Origin of the sequence: Campylobacter sp. CNRCH_2016_0050h (assembly GCF_025772605.1) — a bacterium.
GTDB classification, from domain to species: Bacteria; Campylobacterota; Campylobacteria; order Campylobacterales; family Campylobacteraceae; genus Campylobacter_D; species Campylobacter_D lari_D.
In genome coordinates, this window is record NZ_JAKMSK010000001.1 from 172,483 (window position 1) to 191,021 (window position 18,539).

Consider the following 18,539-nt stretch of genomic DNA (forward strand, 5'->3'; position numbering starts at 1 on the left):
GGAGGGCTTATGAGGCATTTAATTACTACAAAAGATTTTAACAATGATGAAATCTTGGCTTTATTTAAAGAAGCAAAAGAATTTTTGGATGAAAAACCGCGTACATTTTTAAAAGGAAAAAGTGTTACAACAATTTTCTTTGAAAATTCAACACGCACTCAATCAAGCTTTGAAACAGCCGCAAGAAGACTAGGTGCTAAAGTTTTAAAATTAGATGTTTCAAGAAGTAGTTCAAGCAAAGGTGAAACACTTTTTGATACTGCTGCGAATTTAGATGCAATGACACCAAGTGCTATTGTAGTTAGACACAAAAACTCAGGTGTGCCTCATACTTTAGCAAATTATACTCATTGTCCTATAGTTAATGGGGGTGATGGCAAGCATGCTCATCCTACCCAAGCTTTACTTGATCTTTTTACTATAATGGAGCATTTTGATTATAATGTCAAAGGTAAAAAAATAGCCATAGTAGGAGATATTAAAAACTCACGCGTTGCTGCTTCAAATTTAGAATTATTACCTCGTTTTGGTATTGATATCACCCTAGTAGCCCCACCTCATTTTATGCCAAATTATCCTATCAAAAAAACAAATAAACTAAAAGAAGTTATTGATGATGTTGATATTATCATGAGTCTTAGAACGCAAACTGAAAGACACAATATTCCAACCTATGCATCACTTAAAGATTATGCAAATGATTTTTGTATTAGCAAAGATTTAATAAAAGATAAAAATCTCATTATCTTACATCCTGGTCCTGTACATAGAAATATCGATATTAGCGATGAAGTAATGGCTGATAAAAGATGTAAGGTTTTAACTCAAGTTAAAAATGGTGTTGCCATTAGAATGGCTGTATTAAAAAAACTCATTTTAGAAAGCTAAAATCATGCAAAATTGGAACTTAAGTACATTATTTAAAGATGAGCAAGAATTAAATCTTTTTTTACAAAAAACCCAAGATGAAGCTTGTGAATTTAAAAAACAATATGAAAATAATCTTCATAGTTTAAGCAATGAGCAATTCTTGCAAGCTTTAAAAAACTATGAAGAATTAATCTTAAAACTTTCTCACATACTAACCTATGTGTATTTAAATTTTGCTCAAGATACTACCAAAGGTGCTTTTTATGCAAAATATGAAAATTTAAGTAAAAAAATAGAAGAAAATCTTTTATTTTTTGAACTTGAATTTTGCGAGTTAAAAGAAGAAAAAAGTAAAACTTTCATCACATTTTGTAAAGATTATGAGTTTTATTTAAATAATCTTATCAAACACAAAAAACACAATCTTTCTAAAAAAGAAGAAAGAGTTATCCTAACTCTATCAAGTACAGGTTCAAATGCATTTGCAAGATTATTTGATGAAACCTTTAGTGCTTTAAAATTTAATTTTGAAGGACAAAAATTAAGTGAGGAAGAAATTCTAAGCAAGCTTTATGATAAAGATAGAAGCATTAGAAAAAAAGCTTCAAAATGCTTTAGCAAAACTTTAAAAAAACAAAACAAGCTTTTAGTATATATTTTTAATATGATTAAAAGTGAACTTGCTAATATTTGTGAGTTAAGATCTTATGAAAGTCCAGAAACCCCAAGACATATAAGAAATCAAATTTCTAAAAAAAGTGTTGATGCGCTTATTAGTGCTAGCGAGAATAGCTTTGATATTGTTTCTAAATTTTATAATGCAAAGAAAAAAATTCTAGGGTATAAAAAGTTAAAAGATTATGATCGTTATGCACCTATTGGAAAAGAAATGCAAGTTGATTTTGATCAAGGAAAGGATATAGTTTTAAAAGCCTTTGAAAAATTTTCTAAAGATTTTTATATGATAGCAAAAGAAGCTTTTGAGAATAATTGGATTGATATCTATCCTAAAGAATTTAAACAAAGTGGAGCATTTTCTCACTCAAGCACGCCGCTAAGCCATCCTTTCATACTTTTAAACTATACCAAGCAAAGACGTGATCTTTTCACTCTAGCACATGAGCTAGGCCACACTATACATCAAAAACTTTCTTATAAAGTAAGTTTTTTAAATCAAGATACACCTCTAACTACAGCAGAAACTGCTTCAGTGTTTGCGGAAATGTTGATTTTTGATTATATTAAAGAAATTTTAGACAAAGAAGAACTTTTATCTTTATATGCAGCAAAAATTGAAGATATTTTTGCTACTCTTTATAGACAAATTAATTTTACTACTTTTGAACGCAGATTTCATGCTAAAAAAGAAGAGCTAAGTGCTCAAGAACTAAGTGAAATTTGGCTTGAAGAATCAAGAAAAATGTTTCAAGATAGCGTAGTTTTAACCAAAAACTATGCTCTTTGGTATTCTTATATACCACATTTTATACACTCTCCATTTTACTGCTATGCTTATGCTTATGCACAACTTTTAGTTTTAGCACTCTATGGTCTATATAAAAGTGGTAAATGCTCTAATTTTACTTCAATTTATATCAAATTTTTAAGTAGCGGGGGAAGTAAAAGCCCAAAAGAACTTGTAGCTATGTTTGGCTTTGATATAGAAAGTGATGAATTTTGGAATATAGGCTTAGAGCAAGTTAGGATACTAGTAGATGAATTTTTAAGGCTAAGTAATGATTGATAAAATTTTAAATAATAAAAATTTTATAACTTTAATGCAAAAAAGCATTTATGAATGTTTGCAAATTTTAATCCAAGAAGATATTGAGTTTAATATCATTGTAAATACTAAATTTGTTACACTCGAACCTCCTTTACCACCAGAATTAGATGTAGTGAGTAAAAATCCTTATTGTCTTTTTGCACTTGGTGGTTATACTTTTAAATCCATAGTTTTAACAAATGAGCATATAGAATTTCATGCAGGTTTTGGGCCTGATGATTTTGCAACCTTTGTGAAAGTGGATTTAGGGGCAATTACTCAAATTCAAGTTGAAGATAATATCATTTTTGTCAATTTTTCAAACTATTTTAAAAAGCAAAATGATCAAAAGTTAAAAGAAAAATCCATGAATGCTTTTTTAAACAATCCCAGCAATAAAGATTTATTTAAAAAATGAGTTTTTTTGAAGGTTTAAATGATAGCCAAAAAGAAGCTATCATGCATATTGATGGAGCTATGCTGATACTAGCAGGTGCAGGTAGTGGAAAGACTAAAACCATTACCACTAGACTTGCCTATTTAATCGATCATGTAGGTATTCCTGCGCAAAATACCCTCACGCTAACCTTTACAAATAAAGCTGCTAATGTAATGAAAACAAGAGCCTTAGCACTTTTACAAGATCAAAATTTACATAATCCCCTTTTATGTACTTTTCATAAATTTGGTTTGTTATTTTTAAGACTTTATAGCGAAAGAATTAATAGAGCAAATAATTTTGTCGTTATCGATACAGATGATAAAAAGAAAATACTAAAAGATTTAGCTAGCGAAAATTTACAAAGCTCTTTAGCAAGCATAGGTGCTTATATTTCAAATTTTAAAAATCAAAGCAAAAGCGCTCAAGAAATACGCAAAGAATTAGAATTTTTAAAAGATGAAAAAAACAAAAATTACGAAGAAATCATTCATTTATATGAGCAATATGAGCATTTTTTAATCCAAAATAATTTCATGGATTTTGATGATTTACTCATGCTAACTAATAAAATTTTAGAAGATGAACAATTTGCACAAGAGCAAAGTCAAAAATATACCTATATAACAGTAGATGAGTATCAAGATACCAATGCCTTGCAATATCAAATTCTAAAAAAACTTTGCGTATCTCATGAAAATATTTGCGTGGTGGGTGATGATGATCAAAGTATTTATGGTTGGCGTGGAGCTAAAATAGAAAATATCTTAAATTTCAAAGAACAATTTAACAATGTAAAATTAGTAAAACTAGAGCAAAATTATCGCTCAACTAGCGCTATTTTGCAAGCTGCAAATGAGCTTATAGAGCATAATAGAAAAAGACTAGGAAAAACTTTGATTTGCACCAAAGATGAGGGCGAAGAAATTACAATTTTACAAAATGATGATGAAAAAATTGAAAGTTTTAAAGTCGCAAGAGAAGTTTCAAAACTTTTAAACTCGGGGATTAATCCTAGTGAAATAGCCATACTTTATAGAGTAAATGCCCTATCTCGTGCTCTTGAAGAAGCTTTTAGCAAAGAAAAAATTCCTTTTAAATTGCTAAGTGGAATTCGTTTTTATGAAAGAGCTGAAATTAAAGATATTATTTCTTATTTAAGATTGCTTTCAAATTTAAATGATGATTATTCTTTTAAACGCATTATCAACCGCCCTAAAAGAAACTTTGGTAATGCAAGTTTAGAAAAGCTAGAAAATTATGCCAAAGAAAATCATTTGTCTTTATTTGAAAGCCTATGTGCTTTGCAAGGAAGTGGTTTTTTTAGTAAAAAAACGGACAAAGAATTAGAAAAATTCATACTAAGCATACACAAAATCAAAGAAAAAGATGATTTGCTTGCAATGATTTTAGCCTTAGAAGAAGAATTTAAAATCAAAGAATTTTGCAAAGATAATCCAGAGGGCGAAGATAAACTTTTAAATATAGATGAACTTTATGCTAATTTAAAAGATAAAATTACTCATGGAAATTATAATGGCTTAGATGATATTTTAAATGAAATTTCTTTACTTAATGAGCAAGATGGACTTGATAAAGAAAGTATTTGTATTATGAGTATTCATGCAAGCAAAGGACTTGAGTTTGATTATGTTTTTATCATAGGTTTAGAAGAAGGATTTTTCCCACTCACTAGCGAATCAAGTAATATAGAAGAAGAAAGAAGACTTGCCTATGTAGCAATCACTAGAGCCAAGAAAAAACTTTATTTAAGTTATGCTAATTCTAGATTTTATAAAGGAAGTCGCACAAGATTAGAAAAAAGTAGATTTTTTGGCGAGAGTAATGTAATCAAAAAAGAATTAACACTAGATCATCAAAAAAATTGCTACAAAAAAGGCGATTTAATCAAACATAAAATTTTTGGCATAGGCAGAGTCACTGGGGTAAGTAAAATAGGCGCTGAAGAAAAACTCACGATTAATTTTGGAGGCATAGAAAGAATGATAATGTCAAGTTTTGTGGAAAAAGTGATATGAATAAACTTTTTGTAGCTTATAAACCAAGCGGTATGAGTTCTAATGCTTTTTTAGGCAAACTCAAGAAAAAATATAAAAATAAAAAAGCAGGTTTTTCAGGAACACTTGATCCTTTTGCAAAAGGTGTTTTACTCATAGCCTTTGATCAATACACAAAACTTTTTCGTTTTTTTGATAAAAATCCAAAAGTTTATAAAGCAACACTTTGGTTAGGCGCGCATTCACTAAGCCTTGATAATCAAAATATCAAAGAAATCAATCTTATAAATGCTTTTGAAGAAAAAGTTTTAGAACAAATTAAAAATGAACTTTTAGGTAAAATCACCTACACCCCACCCGCATTTTGTGCAAAAAAAATAGATGGGGTGCGCTCTTATGAGCTTGCAAAAAGAGGTTTTGAAGTCAATTTAAAGCCTTGTGTTATGGAAATTTTTTATACTAAAATTCTACATTACAACCATCCCTTTTTAACCATAGAAATAGCAGTTAGTGAGGGTTCTTATATACGCTCTTATTGTGAATTATTTGCTAGAAAACTTGGTATTAAAGCCACACTAAGCTCATTAGAGCGTTTAAGCGAAGGAGGGTTTTTTTATGAGAATGAAAAGGAGTTAAATCCTTTAGCTTATTTAAATCTTAGAAAAAATACGATAAAATATCCCCAAAAATTACACAATGGACAAAAAATATTTTTGGACGATTTGGAAATTCAAGAAGAAGGTAGCTATATTTTAGAAGAAAAAGATTTTTTTTCTATCATTTCTATCCAAGATAATCAAGTGCAATATTATTTAAATAAGGTATTAAAATGTTAATTTTATCAAGAAAAGAAAATGAAAGTATAAAAATCGGAGATGATATAGAAATCAAAGTAGTTCAAACAGGCAAAGGCTATGCTAAAATAGGCATCGAAGCTCCAAAGTCTTTAATGATACTACGCAAAGAGCTTATCGAGCAAGTAAAAAGTGAAAATTTACATGCAATTAGCGATGAAACGATAAAACTTGACGATCTAAGTAAAAAGCTTAAAAAATGAAAGCTTACGCAAAAGCTAATATTTTTTTAAAAATCATAGGAATTGACTCAAGATCTTATCATTTATTACAATCACGCTTTGTTTTATTAAAAGATATTTTTGATGAGCTAAGCTTTAGTGATGAAAAAACTAAAGAAGGATTTGAAATTATTGGAAATTTTACTCAAGATACTATCATACACAAAGCTTATAAAGAATTAGAAAATTTAGGTTTTTCTAATGAATTAAATGAATTTTTTAAAGACAAAAGTTTAAAGCTTATCAAAAACATTCCCATAGGTGGAGGCCTTGGTGGAAGCAGTACCGATGCGGTTGTATTTTTATTAATGATCAACGAAACTTTAAATTTAAAACTCAATCAACAACAACTTAAACAAATCTGCCAAAACCTTGGCTCTGATTTAATCTTTTTTTTAAGCGGATATAATAGTGCAAATGTTAGCGGGTGTGGCGAGATTGTAGAATATTTTGAAGATGATTTTAGCCAACTTGATTTTACTTTTCCTGCTATTGAATGTTCAAGCGCAAAAGTATATAAAGCTTTTGATGAAAGTTCATATGATTTAACAGCGAATTTAAATTTAGCCAAAACACTTAAAACACTCAAAACAAGTGAAATTTTAGAGTATAAAAATACTGATTTAAACGACTTATTTGCTCCTTGTGTAAAAATTTATCCTAAAATGCAAACTTTTCTTAATGAGGCTTATTTTTTAAGTGGAAGTGGAAGTGGAGTTTTTAAGGCTAAATGATGAAAAAAACTATAGTAAAAAACAAAAAAGCTTTTTTTGATTATGAAATTTTGGAAAAATTTGAAGCAGGTATTGTTTTAAAAGGTTCTGAAGTAGTGGCATTAAGAGCTAGTAGAGCAAATTTGAAAGATTCTTTTGTGCGTATTATCAAAGGTGAAATTTTCTTACTTAATGCTCATATTTCTCATCTTAGCACTACACATTCTTTTTATAAGCATGATGAAAAAGGTGCGCGAAAACTTTTAATGCATAAAAAGCAAATCGATAGGCTTTTTGGTAAAATTAGCACCCAAGGCTTTACTATAGTGCCATTAGAACTTTATTTTAATGAAAAAAATAAAGCAAAAGTCTTAATAGCCTTAGCCAAAGGAAAAAACTTACACGATAAAAGAGAAAGCTTAAAGAAAAAACAAGCAGATCTTGAAGCAAGAGCTGCTATGAAAAATCATTATTAAAAAAGGATTTTGATGAAAAAAATTACTTATTTATTTTTTACATTTGCTTTTGCATTTTTAATAAATGCTTGCTCAAGTGAAGAAAAAATCGAAAATGAATTTGCATTTGCTGAGTATAAAATGGGTGATGAAATTCTTTTAAAAAGTGTCAATGGTGGCGAGAAAACCCTAGTAAGAACACAAAATGGTTTTGTAGTAAAAGGTGAAGAGGGTAAAATTTTAATGTTTGATTTTTTTGGAACCTTTTGCACACCTTGTCAAGAAGAAGCCGCTCATCTAACAAGTTTGTGGCAAAAAAATGCTGACAATTTTATCATCATAGGACTAAGTCATTTTGAAAATGTTAGCGATCAAGCTGTAAAAGATTTTGCCATTAAATATGGGGCGTATTATTTCTTAAGCAATTCTAAAGAAAATGATAGAATTGTTGCACAAGCATTAAAAGATATCAACTATCAAAGCATGGAACAACTTCCTTTTAAAGTAGTTTTAAAAGATGGGAATTATCAAGATCTAACAGATTTTTGGAATAAAGACTCAAAAAGTTATGTGAAATATTATCTTGGAAAAGTTTCTACTGAGATTATGCAAGAAGATATTACTAGGATATTAAATGAGTCTAAAAAATGAAATTTTAGAACAACAAAAACTAGCAGAACCTAAAATGTTTAAGGTTTTGCTTTTAAATGATGATATTACCACCATGGATTTTGTAATTGAAATTTTAATGAATATTTTTCATCATGATTTTGAAAAAGCAAGTGCAATTATGCTTGAAATCCATCATCAAGGAAGCGGAGTTTGTGGCATATACACAGAAGAAATTGCACTTAGCAAAAAACAGCAAGTTGACATGGCAGCGAAAAATAATGATTTTCCACTCCAAACAAGGATAGAAGAACAATGAAATATAAAGAATTGATTGACTCATTTATACCAAATGCAAGACATTTAAGCTTTATCAATCATCATGAATTTATCACTTGTGAGCATTTACTTTTTGCTTTAGTTAAGCTTAGCAATGATTTTAAAAATCTACTTGAAGAAATCGGAGATGGTGATTTACAAGGCTTTGAAAATGAATTAAAAAATTATCTAGCTAAAAATAATGAAATTTTAAAAAAAGAAATAGAACCTATTTTTTCTGTGATCTTGGAAAATATATTACACAAGCTAAATGCAAAAAATCAAACAAGTGTGATTGATTTTATCATTGCACTTTGCAAAGAAGAAAAAGCTTATTCTTATAATATCTTAAAAAAACACCTAATAGAAGAAGAAAAAATAAAAGAATTGTTACAAAATGCTGAATTTGAAAATTTAAAAACCCATACCATAGAGCTAGTTGAGCTTGCAAAAAAAGGCAAAATAGATCCTGTTATAGGTAGGAAATTTGAACTTGAAAGAATGATGCAAATTCTAAGCCGTCGTAAGAAAAATAATCCTATTTTAGTTGGTGAACCAGGTGTTGGTAAAAGTGCCATTATAGATGGGCTAGCACTAGCTATAGCTGAAGAAAAAGTGCCAAAACATTTAAAAAACTCAAAAATTTATAGCCTTGATATGACAAGCTTACTTTCGGGGACAAAATATAGGGGTGATTTTGAAAAAAGGTTAAAAGATATCATTAAAGAATTAGAAAATATCCCTAATGCTATTTTATTTATAGATGAAATTCACACCATAGTAGGAACCGGCGCAAGCAATGAAAGTCATGCAGATATGTCAAATTTATTAAAACCTGCATTAAGTAATGGCAATATCAAATGCATAGGTGCAACTACTTTCATAGAATACAAAAATACCTTTGATAAAAACAAAGCTCTAAGTAGAAGATTTGCAAAAATTGATATAGATGAGCCAAGTGAAGAAGAATGTTTTTTGATCTTGCAAGGCTTAAAAAGCAAATATGAAAATTTTCACAAAATCAAAATCAGTGATGAAATTTTACAAACAAGTATAAAACTAGCAAAACAATTTTTACATGATAAATTTTTACCCGATAGTGCAATTGATTTAATTGATGAACTTGGTGCAAGCTTTGCTTTAGAAGATAAAAAAAGTAAAAAAATAGTAAAAATAAAAGATTTAGAAAATACTTTAGCAAGAATGACACATTCTCATAAAATTTATGAAAGTGATCAAGGTAAAATCTTAAAAAATTTAGAGCAAAACTTAAAGCAAAATATTTTTGGACAAGATGAAGCCATTAAAGCTTTGTGTTCTATTTTAAAACAAAGCTATGCGGGGTTAAAAGGCAAAAATATCCCAAAAGGCGTGTTTTTATTTACCGGTTCAAGTGGAGTTGGTAAAACCGAACTTGCAAAAAATTTAGCACAAATTTTAAACCTTAATCTTGAAAGGTTTGACATGAGTGAATACTCGCAAAAACATGATGTGAGCAAACTCATAGGAACTTCAGCAGGTTATGTGGGCTATGAAGATGGTGGCTTGCTTAGTAATAGTATTAGAAAAAATCCTTTTAGCGTGGTCTTATTTGATGAGATAGAAAAAGCTCATCCTGATTTAACTAATACCTTTTTACAAATTTTTGATAATGCAAGTTTAACAGATAATAGTGGATTAAAAGCTGATTTTAAAAATACTATTATCATTATGACTTCAAATTTAGGTCTCAAAGAAAGTAATGAGCTCGGTTTTTTAAGCAGTGATAAAGAAAAAAGTAATAAAGCTATAAAAGATTTCTTCGCACCTGAATTTATCAACCGTATAGATAAAATCATTCATTTTAATGACTTAAGCCAAGAAATTTTAGAACAAATCGTTCAAAAAGAACTAGATTTAATGGCAAAAAATTTAAACAACATCACCATGGAAGCTGATAAAAAAGTAAAAGAATTTCTTGCTAAAAAAACTAATAATAAAGAATTTGGAGTAAGATTATTAAAACGCATTATTGCCGAAGAATTAGGCGAGAGATTAAGTGATGAAATTTTATTTGGAAAATTAAAAAATGGCGGTAAATTAAAACTCAAACTTTCCAAAAATGAAAAAATTGAATTTGTATTCTAAACTTTTAAAAAGCCCTGATGATGCGCCTGTTTTTATTAGTGAAAAACTAGAAGTAGATTTTATACCTCATGCTTATAGCTTAGGGCTTTTTCCATGGACTAGCAATCCTGTTACTTGGTGGTGCCCTTCTCCTAGAATGGTGCTTTTACCTGATGAAGTGCGCATACAAAAAAGCATAAAAAAAGCTTTAAAAACTTATGAAATAAGACTTAATTTTGATTTTAACTCGCTTATAAATCATTGTGCAAAAAGAAAAAAAACTTGGATAAGTCAAGAATTTATACAAGTTTATACAAAGCTTTTTGAGCAAAATTTAGCTCATAGTGTTGAAGTTTATGAAAATGATGTTTTAATCGGCGGTTTATACGGACTTATAATAGGTAAAATATTTTTTGGTGAAAGTATGATAAGTCTTAAAAAAGATGCCTCAAAAGTAGCTCTAATAAGACTTTGTGAGCTTTTAAAACCATATGATTTTTTAATAGATTGTCAAGTGCCTAATGAGCATTTAAAATTTATGGGTGCTAAAGAAATGACAAAAAAAGATTTTTTGAAAACACTAGAAAAAAAAGTTTCACTTGAAAGTGGCTTTAAAAATTTCAAAAATTTACTATAAAAAGATATACTTATACATAAATAAAATTGCATAAATATTTTGGAATGATTTTTGCTTTTAGTCTATAAAAGCTTTATTTTAAAGGAAAAATTATGATAAGCCCTTTTAAGTCAAAAGAACTTATTGTTGATGCTTTAGCAGGAAGAAACCTAAGAAGTCAAATGATTAATTCTAACCTTGCAAATGTTGATACTCCTTTTTATAAAGCAAGAGATATAGAATTTGAAACTGCTTTAGTTAATAGAGCAAATGAAATTTTCAAAAAAAAAGATACTAAAGAGCTTGAATTAGCAAGCACAAATACAAATCATCAAAAGCCTTGGAAATTTCCAGATCCTAATAAATCAACTATTTATTTAAGAGATGGACATTTAGCAAGAAATGACGCAAATACAGTAGATCTTGATGTAGAAACTACTGAAATGAGCAAAAATACTATGATGATTTCTGCTTTAGATGGTGTTTTAAGAAGACAAAGTAATATTTTTTCAACCATCATAGAAACAAGCTCTAAATTAGGCTAGGAGAAAAATAATGGCTTATTTAAGTGATTTTGATATTAGTGGATATGGACTTAGTGCTCAACGCTTTAGAATGAATGTAATTAGCTCAAATATAGCTAATGCTAATACTACTAGAACAACAGAAGGTGGTCCATATAGAAGAAGAGAAGTGATTTTTAAAGCAACTGATTTTAACGAATTGCTAAACAAGCAAATAGCTAAAGATAATAATTTTTTAAAATATGAAAATCCTTTAAACGATCCTGCTTCACAAAAAGATGCAAAACCTGCTATAATGAGCGTAGTAGTTGATAAAGTTGTAAGAGATGATAAAGATTTTCGTATGAAATTTGACCCATCTCATCCAGATGCGAATGAACAAGGTTATGTTGCTTATCCAAATATAAATCCTGTTATTGAAATGGCCGATTTAATAGAAGCAACAAGAGCTTATCAAGCTAATGTAAGTGCCTTTACTAGCACCAAAACTATAGCACAAAGTGCAATAGATTTACTAAGAGGTTAATAAATGAACACTATTAATGGTATAAATCAATTTAACAATGTTAATAACAAAAACAATAATAACAACACAAGCAACATAGGAGATGAGTTTTCGAGTTTATTAAAAAATTCCATCAACGATCTTAATAAAACTCAAGAAACCGCCGAAGCTGCTATGGTAGACATTGCAACAGGTGAAGTCAAAGACTTACATCAAGCTGCAATTGCGATTAGCAAAGCTGAATCAAGTATGAAATTTATGCTTGAAGTTAGAAATAAGGCTATAAACGCATATAAAGAAATTTCAAGAACTCAAATTTAATATATGCTTTCAAACACCATTAGAAATAGGGTTTCAAAAGTAGCTTTTGCTTTTTGTATGGCTCTGTTTTTTATGGCCTTATTTTTACTTTCTACTTTTTTTCTAACCTCAAAACGCCATATACCAAACACTCAAAAAGAACAATATTTTTCCGCTCTTAGAGGTAATATCATCACAAGCGATAATTTTACCGTAACTTCTAGTAGGCAAATTTATAGAGCTGAAATTGATCTAAGGAGCTTAAATCCCGATAAAAAGGATTTGTTTTTAACTCTTTTTCAAATTTATAGTGGCGCAAGTGATGAACAAATGCAAGATATAAAAAAAAGAATGCTTGCAAAGAAAAAAAGAAGTTATAATTTTATTTTACTCCAAGATATTAACTCAAAAGACGCAAGTTATTTAAAAGAACTAGCTAAAAAACTTTATACTCAAGGTTTTTTTAAATCCTTCACAAATAATAATGGCAGAGTGGAGACAAGAGGGCTTGATATTATAGAACACAAAGAAGATCGTGTATATATGCCAAAAGATTCACTTACTCCAATCATAGGCTACACAAGAACCTATATGGATGAGCAAAGTGAAATTTTTAAAAATGTCGGCATAAAAGGTTTGGAAAAATACTATAATGAATGTTTAAATCCTTTGCAAAATGCTAAAATTCAAGGTTTAAGAGATATAGGTGGTAATATCATCTTGAATTTGCATTCTTATGAACAACGCAAAATAGATGGTTGTAATTTATACTTAAATATTTCCTTAAAACTTCAAAAAGGTTTAGAAAAAGCTATCGATAAAAGAAATGAAGATCTAAAAGCCAATGAAATTATAGTTGCCATCATGGAAAGTAAAAGCGGAAAAATTCTAGCACTTGCTAGCTCAAGAAGATATGATCCGCAAAATCGCGGAAAAGATCTATCTGTACTCAATGCAAGTGCCATAGAATATGGCTATGAAGCAGGATCTGTTATAAAACCTTTTATATTTACCACTGCATTAATGCTTGATAAAATCAAAGTTGATGAAATCATTGATACTCAAGGTGGACAATACAAACTTGGTCGTTTTACTATACGCGATGATCACAAAAAAAACAAAATGAGCATGGAAGAAGTTATTACTTACTCTTCAAATGTCGGTATGATTAAAATTGCCCAAAGATTAAGTAATCTTGAAATCATCTCAGGACTTAGAATTTTTCGTTTTGGAGAAAAAAGCGGTATTGATCTTCCTTATGAGCAAAAAGGAGAAATACCAAATCCAAAAAGATTAAGAGAAGTTGAAAAATCTGTATTAAGTTATGGTTATGGCTTGAAAACAACTTTTATACAACTTTTAGCTGCTTATAATGTATTTAACAATGATGGAATTTACATCACCCCACAAATTGCAAATAAAATTTATCAAGATGGGCGTTTAATAAAACTTGATGATGAAGTTAAGAAAGAAAAAATTCTTTCAAGCAAAGCTGCCAAAGAAATGCAGCAAATTTTAATTAATGTTATAGAAAAAGGAACCGGTAAAAAAGCACGAACTCAAGGTATCATTATAGGTGGAAAAACGGGTACAGCTAGGATTGCTGAAAGAAAAGGCTATACTTCAAATCGCTATAATGCCTCGTTTTTTGGCTTTGCAAATGATGAGAAAAATACCTATACCATTGGAGTTTTAGTAAGACATCCTACCAAAGCTTATAGTTATTATGCCGCACAAAGTGCTTTACCTATGTTTAAAGATACAGTAAATCTTTTGATTAAAGAAAGTTATTTAAAACCCATAGAAAGCAAAAACAATGACATTAAAAAATAAAATTACAATAATAATCTTTTTTTATATTGATTTTTTGTTTCGCTTATTTAAAGTATTGGGTTTTATTATTTATAACTTTACTTGTGTTTTTAGTTATATTGTATTTACTCAAACTACAATCAAAAAAGATAATCCACAAACCAAAAACAAAAGAAACTCTTAAATATTTGATACTATCAGATATTCCGCTTAAAAATATAGATACAAGTTTAATTCAAGATATGAGCTATTTATTTAGTAGTATTAGTGAAGAAAAATTTATAGGTATAGAAACTTGGGATACAAGTAATGTTGACAACATGGAAGGGATGTTTTTAGGATGTAAAAATTTTAATTCCTATATCAACAACTGAGATGTAAGCAAAGTAAAAAACATGGCTAAAATGTTTCAAGGGTGTGAAAATTTTAATCAAGCTCTAGATAAATGGAATACATCTAATCTTGTTAATACACATAAAATGTTTCAAGGATGTAAAAAATTTAATCAAAATATTAATTCTTGGAATACATCTAATCTAAGAATAACTTCTAAAATGTTTTATAATTGCATAAGTTTTAATCAATCTCTAGATAAATGGAATACACTTAAAATTACACATTCAAAATCTATGTTTGAAAATTGTAAAAATTTCATGCATTCACTTGATAATTGGGACATAAAAATATAACTATCAAAAATAATATGTTTAGTGACTGTTGCAAATCCATATTTTCTTTGGCAAATTTTAAACAATATGAGAAATTATTCAAAGACCACAAAAACAATACAACACAATCTTTTCTTTTTGGTAAAAAAGAATATGCTCATATGTATAATCCAAAAACCAAAAGCGAACTAAAAGCCTTAGTTGATGATTTAAATACAAGCCTTAAAGATATCAATGTAAGCAATATACAAGAAATGGATTGTTTATTTAAAAATAGCAAAAGAAAAGATTTTAGTGGTATAGAAGAATGGGATGTATCAAATGTAACAAGCATGAATGAAATGTTTTATGGATGTAAAAATTCAATCAAAATCTAAATAATTGGGACACAAAAAGTTTAAAGTCCATTGCTGGGATGTTTTACAATTGCAAAACATTTAACCAGCCACTAGATAAATGGAATACTAGCAAAATCATTAGCATGCACGCGGCTTTTGCTGGTTGTGAAAATTTCAATCAAAATCTAAATAATTGGGATACAACTAAAGTTATAAATATTAGTTATATGTTTTCAAATTGCTTTAGTTTTAATCAAGCTTTGGATAAATGGAATGTTTCAAATGTATTATGGATGGAATATGCATTTTTTTGTGAATCTATTTTCAAAATTCCTTTTTCAAAAACTCCAAAATTTAATCAAGATTTAAACAATTGGAATATTGATAGTGTTATAAGCACACAAAGTATGTTTAGTGGATGTATAAATTTCAATCAAAAACTATCAAACTGGAATTTAGAAAATATCCCGAGAAAAAATATATGTTTTTTAATACCGCTATAAAACATTAATATAAAAACTATATTTTTACTTGATTTAAAATAAACTCTATAAACTCATCACTATCATTAGGACATTTAATAAGCTCATAATCGCTTTTTGCTAAGTGCCTATATTCAACTCCAAGCTCGAAAATCGTTTCAGAGCAATCTATACAAAAAGATACAGGATAAATCAAAGCTTTTTGATCTAAATTTTCTAAAATATCACTTGTGTTAGGCTCAAGCCATTTAACTGGGCCTAGTTTTGATTGATATGATAAAATGATTTGGTCAAATTTATTTTTAAGTTTTTCTTTTAAAATATCCACATGCTCTTGCACATGTTTTTCATACAAATCACCTTTTTTAATCACTGAAAGTGGTAAAGAATGCGCAGAAAAAATCAAAGTTTTATAATCGTATTCTCTCTTTTTTTCTAAAATATGTTTTATAATCATTTCATTATAAAGTTCATCTTTATAAAAAACATCAATGATTTTTACATTAGCTTGGTTTTGGATATTTCTTAGCTCATTTTCCACTACTTCTAAAGAACTAGTTACAGTGGTTTTAGAATGATGGGGATACAGAGGAAATAAAATAATTTCATCATTTTTTTGAAAATCATATTTTGAAAAAACCTCATTTGCAAAAGGTGGTACATAAAGACTAATAAAATCGAATTTATATTCTCTAGTTTTAGAATTTAATTTATCACATAAACTTTGTGTGATTTGAGTAAGTGGGGATTTTCCACCCATTTTTTCATAGTTTTGTTTCATAGCTTTTAATCTTGATTTTCTTATCATAAAGGCTACAAATTTTCTTAAAAAAACATTTTTTATCCCTAAAATATAAGGATCATTAAACATATTTTTTAAAAAAACTTCACATTCATCAAGTTTATTAACCCCGCCCATATTTAAAAAAAATACATATTTCACTATCAAACACCTTCTAAAATTTCTTGCACTCTCAAAGCATCTTCAATGCTAGCTAAATTTTCACAAACCCCATTTTGTAAAAACTCAAAAAAAGCCTCATGCTCAGCATATAAAGGAGAATTTTTATATAAATTTGGAATTTTTTGCATATTAATAAAAAGTTCAAAATTTTTAAGATCAAGTTCATAAGTACGTTTTTTACCTAAAAGTGTGATCTTTCTTATAATACATTGTCCATTCCAACTATCATGGATATTTGCTAAAATATTTTCCAATTTTAAACCTATCATTACCTCATCTTCAAATTTATCATGATGAAAGCTTTTATAAATATTTACTTTTAAAATTTGTTCTTGACTTAAAAATCTAACTAAGTCAATATCATGCACACTAAGATCACTTAAAACACCCACATCATTTATTCTTTGTGGATAAGGAGAAATTCTTTGTATATTAATACTTATAATCTCATCTTCTAAAAGTTTTTCTTTTAAAGCTAAAATAACCGGATTAAATCTCTCGCAAAAGCCCACCCCTACTCTGACTTTATTTTCTCTAGCTTTTTGCTCTAAAATTAAAATTTCATCTACATTTAATGCCAAAGGCTTTTCTATTAAAACATTTTTTATTTTAGGAAAAACCTTTAAAGCTATATCTAAATGCGTATGAGTAGGCGTGGCAATGATAACACCATCAAGATTTTGCGCTAAAAAATCATCAAAATTTTTATGAAAAAAGTGTTTAAATTTATCTTTACAGAAAGGATCATAAAGATGAATTTCTTTTACTTTTAAATTACGCTCGAGTTCTCTTAAATGGTTTTTACCCATTTTACCAAGGCCTATAAGCCCTATTTTCATTTAAAAGCCTCAATCACTCTAATTTGGTGTTCTTCTTTTAAAAACGCACTCATAGGTAAGGATAAAATTTCATCACTTAATAGCTCTGTATTTGGCAAATCACCTTTTTTATGAGCAAGATAATCGAAAGCTTCTTGCAAATGAAGCCCCAAAGGATAATGCACCGCAGTAGGTATACCTTGCTCTTGTAATTTTTGCATGAATTTTTCTCTATTCTTTACACGCACGCTATATTGAGCCCAAGCACTCACAAAATCATCTTTTCTTGGCGGTAAAATACAATTTTTTAAATTTTCATCATAAACTTTTGCTATTACTTCTCTTTTTTTAATCTCTTCATCTAAGTATTTTAATTTCACATTTAAAACAGCCGCTTGGATGGTATCAAGCCTTCCATTAATACCGATGTATTTATGCTTATATCTTTGCACTTGTCCATGATTTAAATAAATTTTTATTTTTTGCGCTAATTCATCATCTTGGGTAAAAATCGCCCCGCCATCTCCATAAGCACCTAAAGGCTTAGACGGAAAAAAACTCGTGCAAGATATATCAGCTATAGCACATGATTTTATACCCTTTTGACTAGCTCCAAAACTTTGCGCACTATCTTCTATCAAAGCAATATTTTGACTTTTACAAAGTTCTTTTAAAGCAAATATATCAGGCATAAGCCCAAAAATACTCACAGCAATTACAGCTTTAGTTTTAGGCGTGATAGCGCTTTGAACTTTTTCTAAACTAAGATTATAATCTTTAAAATCAATATCTACAAAAACAGGCTTAGCACCGATTAGAGCAACCATTTCAGCCGTAGCTATAAAGGTAAAACTTGGCACTATTACCTCATCATCCCTACCCACACCCAAAGCCATCAAGGCTAAAAATAACGCGCTTGTACCACTTGAACAGCCTATTGCATATTTAACACCTACATATTTAGCCAAATTATTTTCAAATTCTTCTAATTTTGCACCACCTATAAAAGAGGTGCTTTGTAAAACTTCACCAATAGCCTCATCGATTTCATTTTTATAAGCATTATATTGAGCATTTAAGTCTATAAAAGGAATTTTCATTATATTAACCTTATAAATTTAAAATCATGATTATAAGATAGTTT

The 18,539-nt window shown here is 28.8% G+C and carries 22 protein-coding genes and 1 pseudogene; 20 read left to right on the forward strand and 3 right to left on the reverse strand.

Features of this window, described 5'->3' with window-relative positions; all coding sequences use genetic code 11:
- Window positions 1–9: 9 nt before the first annotated feature.
- The 20 genes and pseudogenes from L8X28_RS00865 to L8X28_RS00960 all read left to right on the forward strand — a co-directional run bounded on the left by L8X28_RS00865 (window position 10) and on the right by L8X28_RS00960 (window position 15,634).
- Window positions 10–888, forward strand: coding sequence for an aspartate carbamoyltransferase catalytic subunit (locus L8X28_RS00865; protein ID WP_263665256.1), 879 nt, complete (start codon window positions 10–12; stop codon window positions 886–888).
- A 4-nt stretch (window positions 889–892) separates the two neighbouring features.
- Window positions 893–2,614, forward strand: a complete 1,722-nt coding sequence (locus tag L8X28_RS00870; RefSeq protein ID WP_263665257.1) for a M3 family oligoendopeptidase — start codon at window positions 893–895, stop codon at window positions 2,612–2,614.
- Window positions 2,607–3,053: a hypothetical protein gene (locus L8X28_RS00875; protein WP_220566874.1), complete on the forward strand. Its 447-nt coding sequence runs from the start codon at window positions 2,607–2,609 to the stop codon at window positions 3,051–3,053. Before L8X28_RS00870 ends, L8X28_RS00875 begins: the two co-directional genes overlap by 8 nt.
- Window positions 3,050–5,113 (forward strand): ATP-dependent helicase, encoded by a 2,064-nt coding sequence (locus L8X28_RS00880; RefSeq protein ID WP_263665258.1) that lies wholly within the window; start codon window positions 3,050–3,052, stop codon window positions 5,111–5,113. Before L8X28_RS00875 ends, L8X28_RS00880 begins: the two co-directional genes overlap by 4 nt.
- On the forward strand, window positions 5,110–5,928 hold the full coding sequence (gene truB / locus L8X28_RS00885) for a tRNA pseudouridine(55) synthase TruB (RefSeq protein WP_263662493.1): 819 nt from the start codon (window positions 5,110–5,112) through the stop codon (window positions 5,926–5,928). The genes L8X28_RS00880 and truB overlap by 4 nt, the downstream gene beginning before the upstream one ends.
- The gene (gene csrA, locus L8X28_RS00890) at window positions 5,922–6,149 is read left to right on the forward strand and encodes a carbon storage regulator CsrA (protein WP_012661763.1); all 228 of its coding nucleotides are present in this window, start codon (window positions 5,922–5,924) and stop codon (window positions 6,147–6,149) included. Before truB ends, csrA begins: the two co-directional genes overlap by 7 nt.
- Window positions 6,146–6,901 (forward strand): 4-(cytidine 5'-diphospho)-2-C-methyl-D-erythritol kinase, encoded by a 756-nt coding sequence (locus tag L8X28_RS00895; protein WP_263665259.1) that lies wholly within the window; start codon window positions 6,146–6,148, stop codon window positions 6,899–6,901. Before csrA ends, L8X28_RS00895 begins: the two co-directional genes overlap by 4 nt.
- Complete coding sequence (gene smpB, locus L8X28_RS00900) at window positions 6,901–7,356, forward strand: SsrA-binding protein SmpB (protein WP_039668585.1); 456 nt, start codon at window positions 6,901–6,903, stop codon at window positions 7,354–7,356. Before L8X28_RS00895 ends, smpB begins: the two co-directional genes overlap by 1 nt.
- Window positions 7,357–7,368: 12 nt before the next feature.
- The gene (locus L8X28_RS00905; RefSeq protein WP_263665260.1) at window positions 7,369–7,986 is read left to right on the forward strand and encodes a TlpA disulfide reductase family protein; all 618 of its coding nucleotides are present in this window, start codon (window positions 7,369–7,371) and stop codon (window positions 7,984–7,986) included.
- Window positions 7,970–8,263 carry an ATP-dependent Clp protease adaptor ClpS gene (locus L8X28_RS00910; protein WP_220566880.1) on the forward strand — a complete coding sequence of 98 codons (294 nt, stop codon included), beginning with the start codon at window positions 7,970–7,972 and terminating at the stop codon, window positions 8,261–8,263. Before L8X28_RS00905 ends, L8X28_RS00910 begins: the two co-directional genes overlap by 17 nt.
- Window positions 8,260–10,389: an AAA family ATPase gene (locus tag L8X28_RS00915; RefSeq protein ID WP_263665261.1), complete on the forward strand. Its 2,130-nt coding sequence runs from the start codon at window positions 8,260–8,262 to the stop codon at window positions 10,387–10,389. The genes L8X28_RS00910 and L8X28_RS00915 overlap by 4 nt, the downstream gene beginning before the upstream one ends.
- Entirely contained in the window at window positions 10,364–11,005 is a 642-nt protein-coding gene (gene aat / locus L8X28_RS00920; RefSeq protein WP_263665262.1) for a leucyl/phenylalanyl-tRNA--protein transferase, read from the forward strand. Before L8X28_RS00915 ends, aat begins: the two co-directional genes overlap by 26 nt.
- Window positions 11,006–11,097: 92 nt before the next feature.
- On the forward strand, window positions 11,098–11,529 hold the full coding sequence (gene flgB, locus L8X28_RS00925; protein ID WP_133318692.1) for a flagellar basal body rod protein FlgB: 432 nt from the start codon (window positions 11,098–11,100) through the stop codon (window positions 11,527–11,529).
- 10 nt (window positions 11,530–11,539) lie between these two features.
- Window positions 11,540–12,034: a flagellar basal body rod protein FlgC gene (flgC, locus tag L8X28_RS00930; protein ID WP_263665263.1), complete on the forward strand. Its 495-nt coding sequence runs from the start codon at window positions 11,540–11,542 to the stop codon at window positions 12,032–12,034.
- Between the two features lie 3 nt (window positions 12,035–12,037).
- Window positions 12,038–12,334 (forward strand): flagellar hook-basal body complex protein FliE, encoded by a 297-nt coding sequence (gene fliE / locus L8X28_RS00935; protein WP_133318690.1) that lies wholly within the window; start codon window positions 12,038–12,040, stop codon window positions 12,332–12,334.
- Between the two features lie 3 nt (window positions 12,335–12,337).
- A complete protein-coding gene (locus tag L8X28_RS00940) occupies window positions 12,338–14,146 on the forward strand; it encodes a peptidoglycan D,D-transpeptidase FtsI family protein (RefSeq protein ID WP_263660141.1) in 1,809 nt (602 codons plus the stop codon).
- Window positions 14,147–14,313: 167 nt separating this feature from the next.
- Window positions 14,314–14,499, forward strand: coding sequence for a BspA family leucine-rich repeat surface protein (locus tag L8X28_RS00945; RefSeq protein ID WP_263665264.1), 186 nt, complete (start codon window positions 14,314–14,316; stop codon window positions 14,497–14,499).
- Window positions 14,500–14,511: 12 nt separating this feature from the next.
- Window positions 14,512–14,814 (forward strand): annotated as a pseudogene (locus L8X28_RS00950) (BspA family leucine-rich repeat surface protein); the annotation flags it as partial.
- 14 nt (window positions 14,815–14,828) lie between these two features.
- Window positions 14,829–15,170, forward strand: coding sequence for a BspA family leucine-rich repeat surface protein (locus tag L8X28_RS00955; RefSeq protein WP_263665265.1), 342 nt, complete (start codon window positions 14,829–14,831; stop codon window positions 15,168–15,170).
- A 38-nt stretch (window positions 15,171–15,208) separates the two neighbouring features.
- A complete protein-coding gene (locus L8X28_RS00960) occupies window positions 15,209–15,634 on the forward strand; it encodes a BspA family leucine-rich repeat surface protein (RefSeq protein WP_263665266.1) in 426 nt (141 codons plus the stop codon).
- Between the two features lie 16 nt (window positions 15,635–15,650).
- Here L8X28_RS00960 and hemH read toward each other — a convergent pair whose 3' ends face one another.
- The 3 genes from hemH to L8X28_RS00975 are packed head-to-tail and all read right to left on the reverse strand — an operon-like array spanning window position 15,651 to window position 18,489.
- Window positions 15,651–16,556, reverse strand: a complete 906-nt coding sequence (gene hemH / locus L8X28_RS00965) for a ferrochelatase (RefSeq protein ID WP_263665267.1) — start codon at window positions 16,554–16,556, stop codon at window positions 15,651–15,653.
- A 2-nt stretch (window positions 16,557–16,558) separates the two neighbouring features.
- The gene (locus L8X28_RS00970) at window positions 16,559–17,416 is read right to left on the reverse strand and encodes a Gfo/Idh/MocA family protein (protein ID WP_263662492.1); all 858 of its coding nucleotides are present in this window, start codon (window positions 17,414–17,416) and stop codon (window positions 16,559–16,561) included.
- Complete coding sequence (locus L8X28_RS00975; RefSeq protein WP_263665279.1) at window positions 17,413–18,489, reverse strand: DegT/DnrJ/EryC1/StrS family aminotransferase; 1,077 nt, start codon at window positions 18,487–18,489, stop codon at window positions 17,413–17,415. Before L8X28_RS00975 ends, L8X28_RS00970 begins: the two co-directional genes overlap by 4 nt.
- Between the last annotated feature and the right edge of the window lie 50 nt (window positions 18,490–18,539).

Coding starts and splice junctions, on each gene's coding strand:
- L8X28_RS00895 (WP_263665259.1), top strand. CDS start 6,146: ATGAAAGCTTACGCAAAAGCTAATATTTTTTTAAAAATCATAGGAATT.
- smpB (WP_039668585.1), top strand. CDS start 6,901: ATGAAAAAAACTATAGTAAAAAACAAAAAAGCTTTTTTTGATTATGAA.
- L8X28_RS00875 (WP_220566874.1), top strand. CDS start 2,607: ATGATTGATAAAATTTTAAATAATAAAAATTTTATAACTTTAATGCAA.
- L8X28_RS00970 (WP_263662492.1), bottom strand. CDS start 17,416: ATGAAAATAGGGCTTATAGGCCTTGGTAAAATGGGTAAAAACCATTTA.
- L8X28_RS00905 (WP_263665260.1), top strand. CDS start 7,369: ATGAAAAAAATTACTTATTTATTTTTTACATTTGCTTTTGCATTTTTA.
- fliE (WP_133318690.1), top strand. CDS start 12,038: ATGAACACTATTAATGGTATAAATCAATTTAACAATGTTAATAACAAA.
- L8X28_RS00880 (WP_263665258.1), top strand. CDS start 3,050: ATGAGTTTTTTTGAAGGTTTAAATGATAGCCAAAAAGAAGCTATCATG.
- flgB (WP_133318692.1), top strand. CDS start 11,098: ATGATAAGCCCTTTTAAGTCAAAAGAACTTATTGTTGATGCTTTAGCA.
- L8X28_RS00865 (WP_263665256.1), top strand. CDS start 10: ATGAGGCATTTAATTACTACAAAAGATTTTAACAATGATGAAATCTTG.
- csrA (WP_012661763.1), top strand. CDS start 5,922: ATGTTAATTTTATCAAGAAAAGAAAATGAAAGTATAAAAATCGGAGAT.
- flgC (WP_263665263.1), top strand. CDS start 11,540: ATGGCTTATTTAAGTGATTTTGATATTAGTGGATATGGACTTAGTGCT.
- truB (WP_263662493.1), top strand. CDS start 5,110: ATGAATAAACTTTTTGTAGCTTATAAACCAAGCGGTATGAGTTCTAAT.
- L8X28_RS00940 (WP_263660141.1), top strand. CDS start 12,338: ATGCTTTCAAACACCATTAGAAATAGGGTTTCAAAAGTAGCTTTTGCT.
- aat (WP_263665262.1), top strand. CDS start 10,364: ATGAAAAAATTGAATTTGTATTCTAAACTTTTAAAAAGCCCTGATGAT.
- L8X28_RS00915 (WP_263665261.1), top strand. CDS start 8,260: ATGAAATATAAAGAATTGATTGACTCATTTATACCAAATGCAAGACAT.
- L8X28_RS00955 (WP_263665265.1), top strand. CDS start 14,829: ATGTTTAGTGACTGTTGCAAATCCATATTTTCTTTGGCAAATTTTAAA.
- L8X28_RS00870 (WP_263665257.1), top strand. CDS start 893: ATGCAAAATTGGAACTTAAGTACATTATTTAAAGATGAGCAAGAATTA.
- L8X28_RS00910 (WP_220566880.1), top strand. CDS start 7,970: ATGAGTCTAAAAAATGAAATTTTAGAACAACAAAAACTAGCAGAACCT.
- L8X28_RS00960 (WP_263665266.1), top strand. CDS start 15,209: ATGTTTTACAATTGCAAAACATTTAACCAGCCACTAGATAAATGGAAT.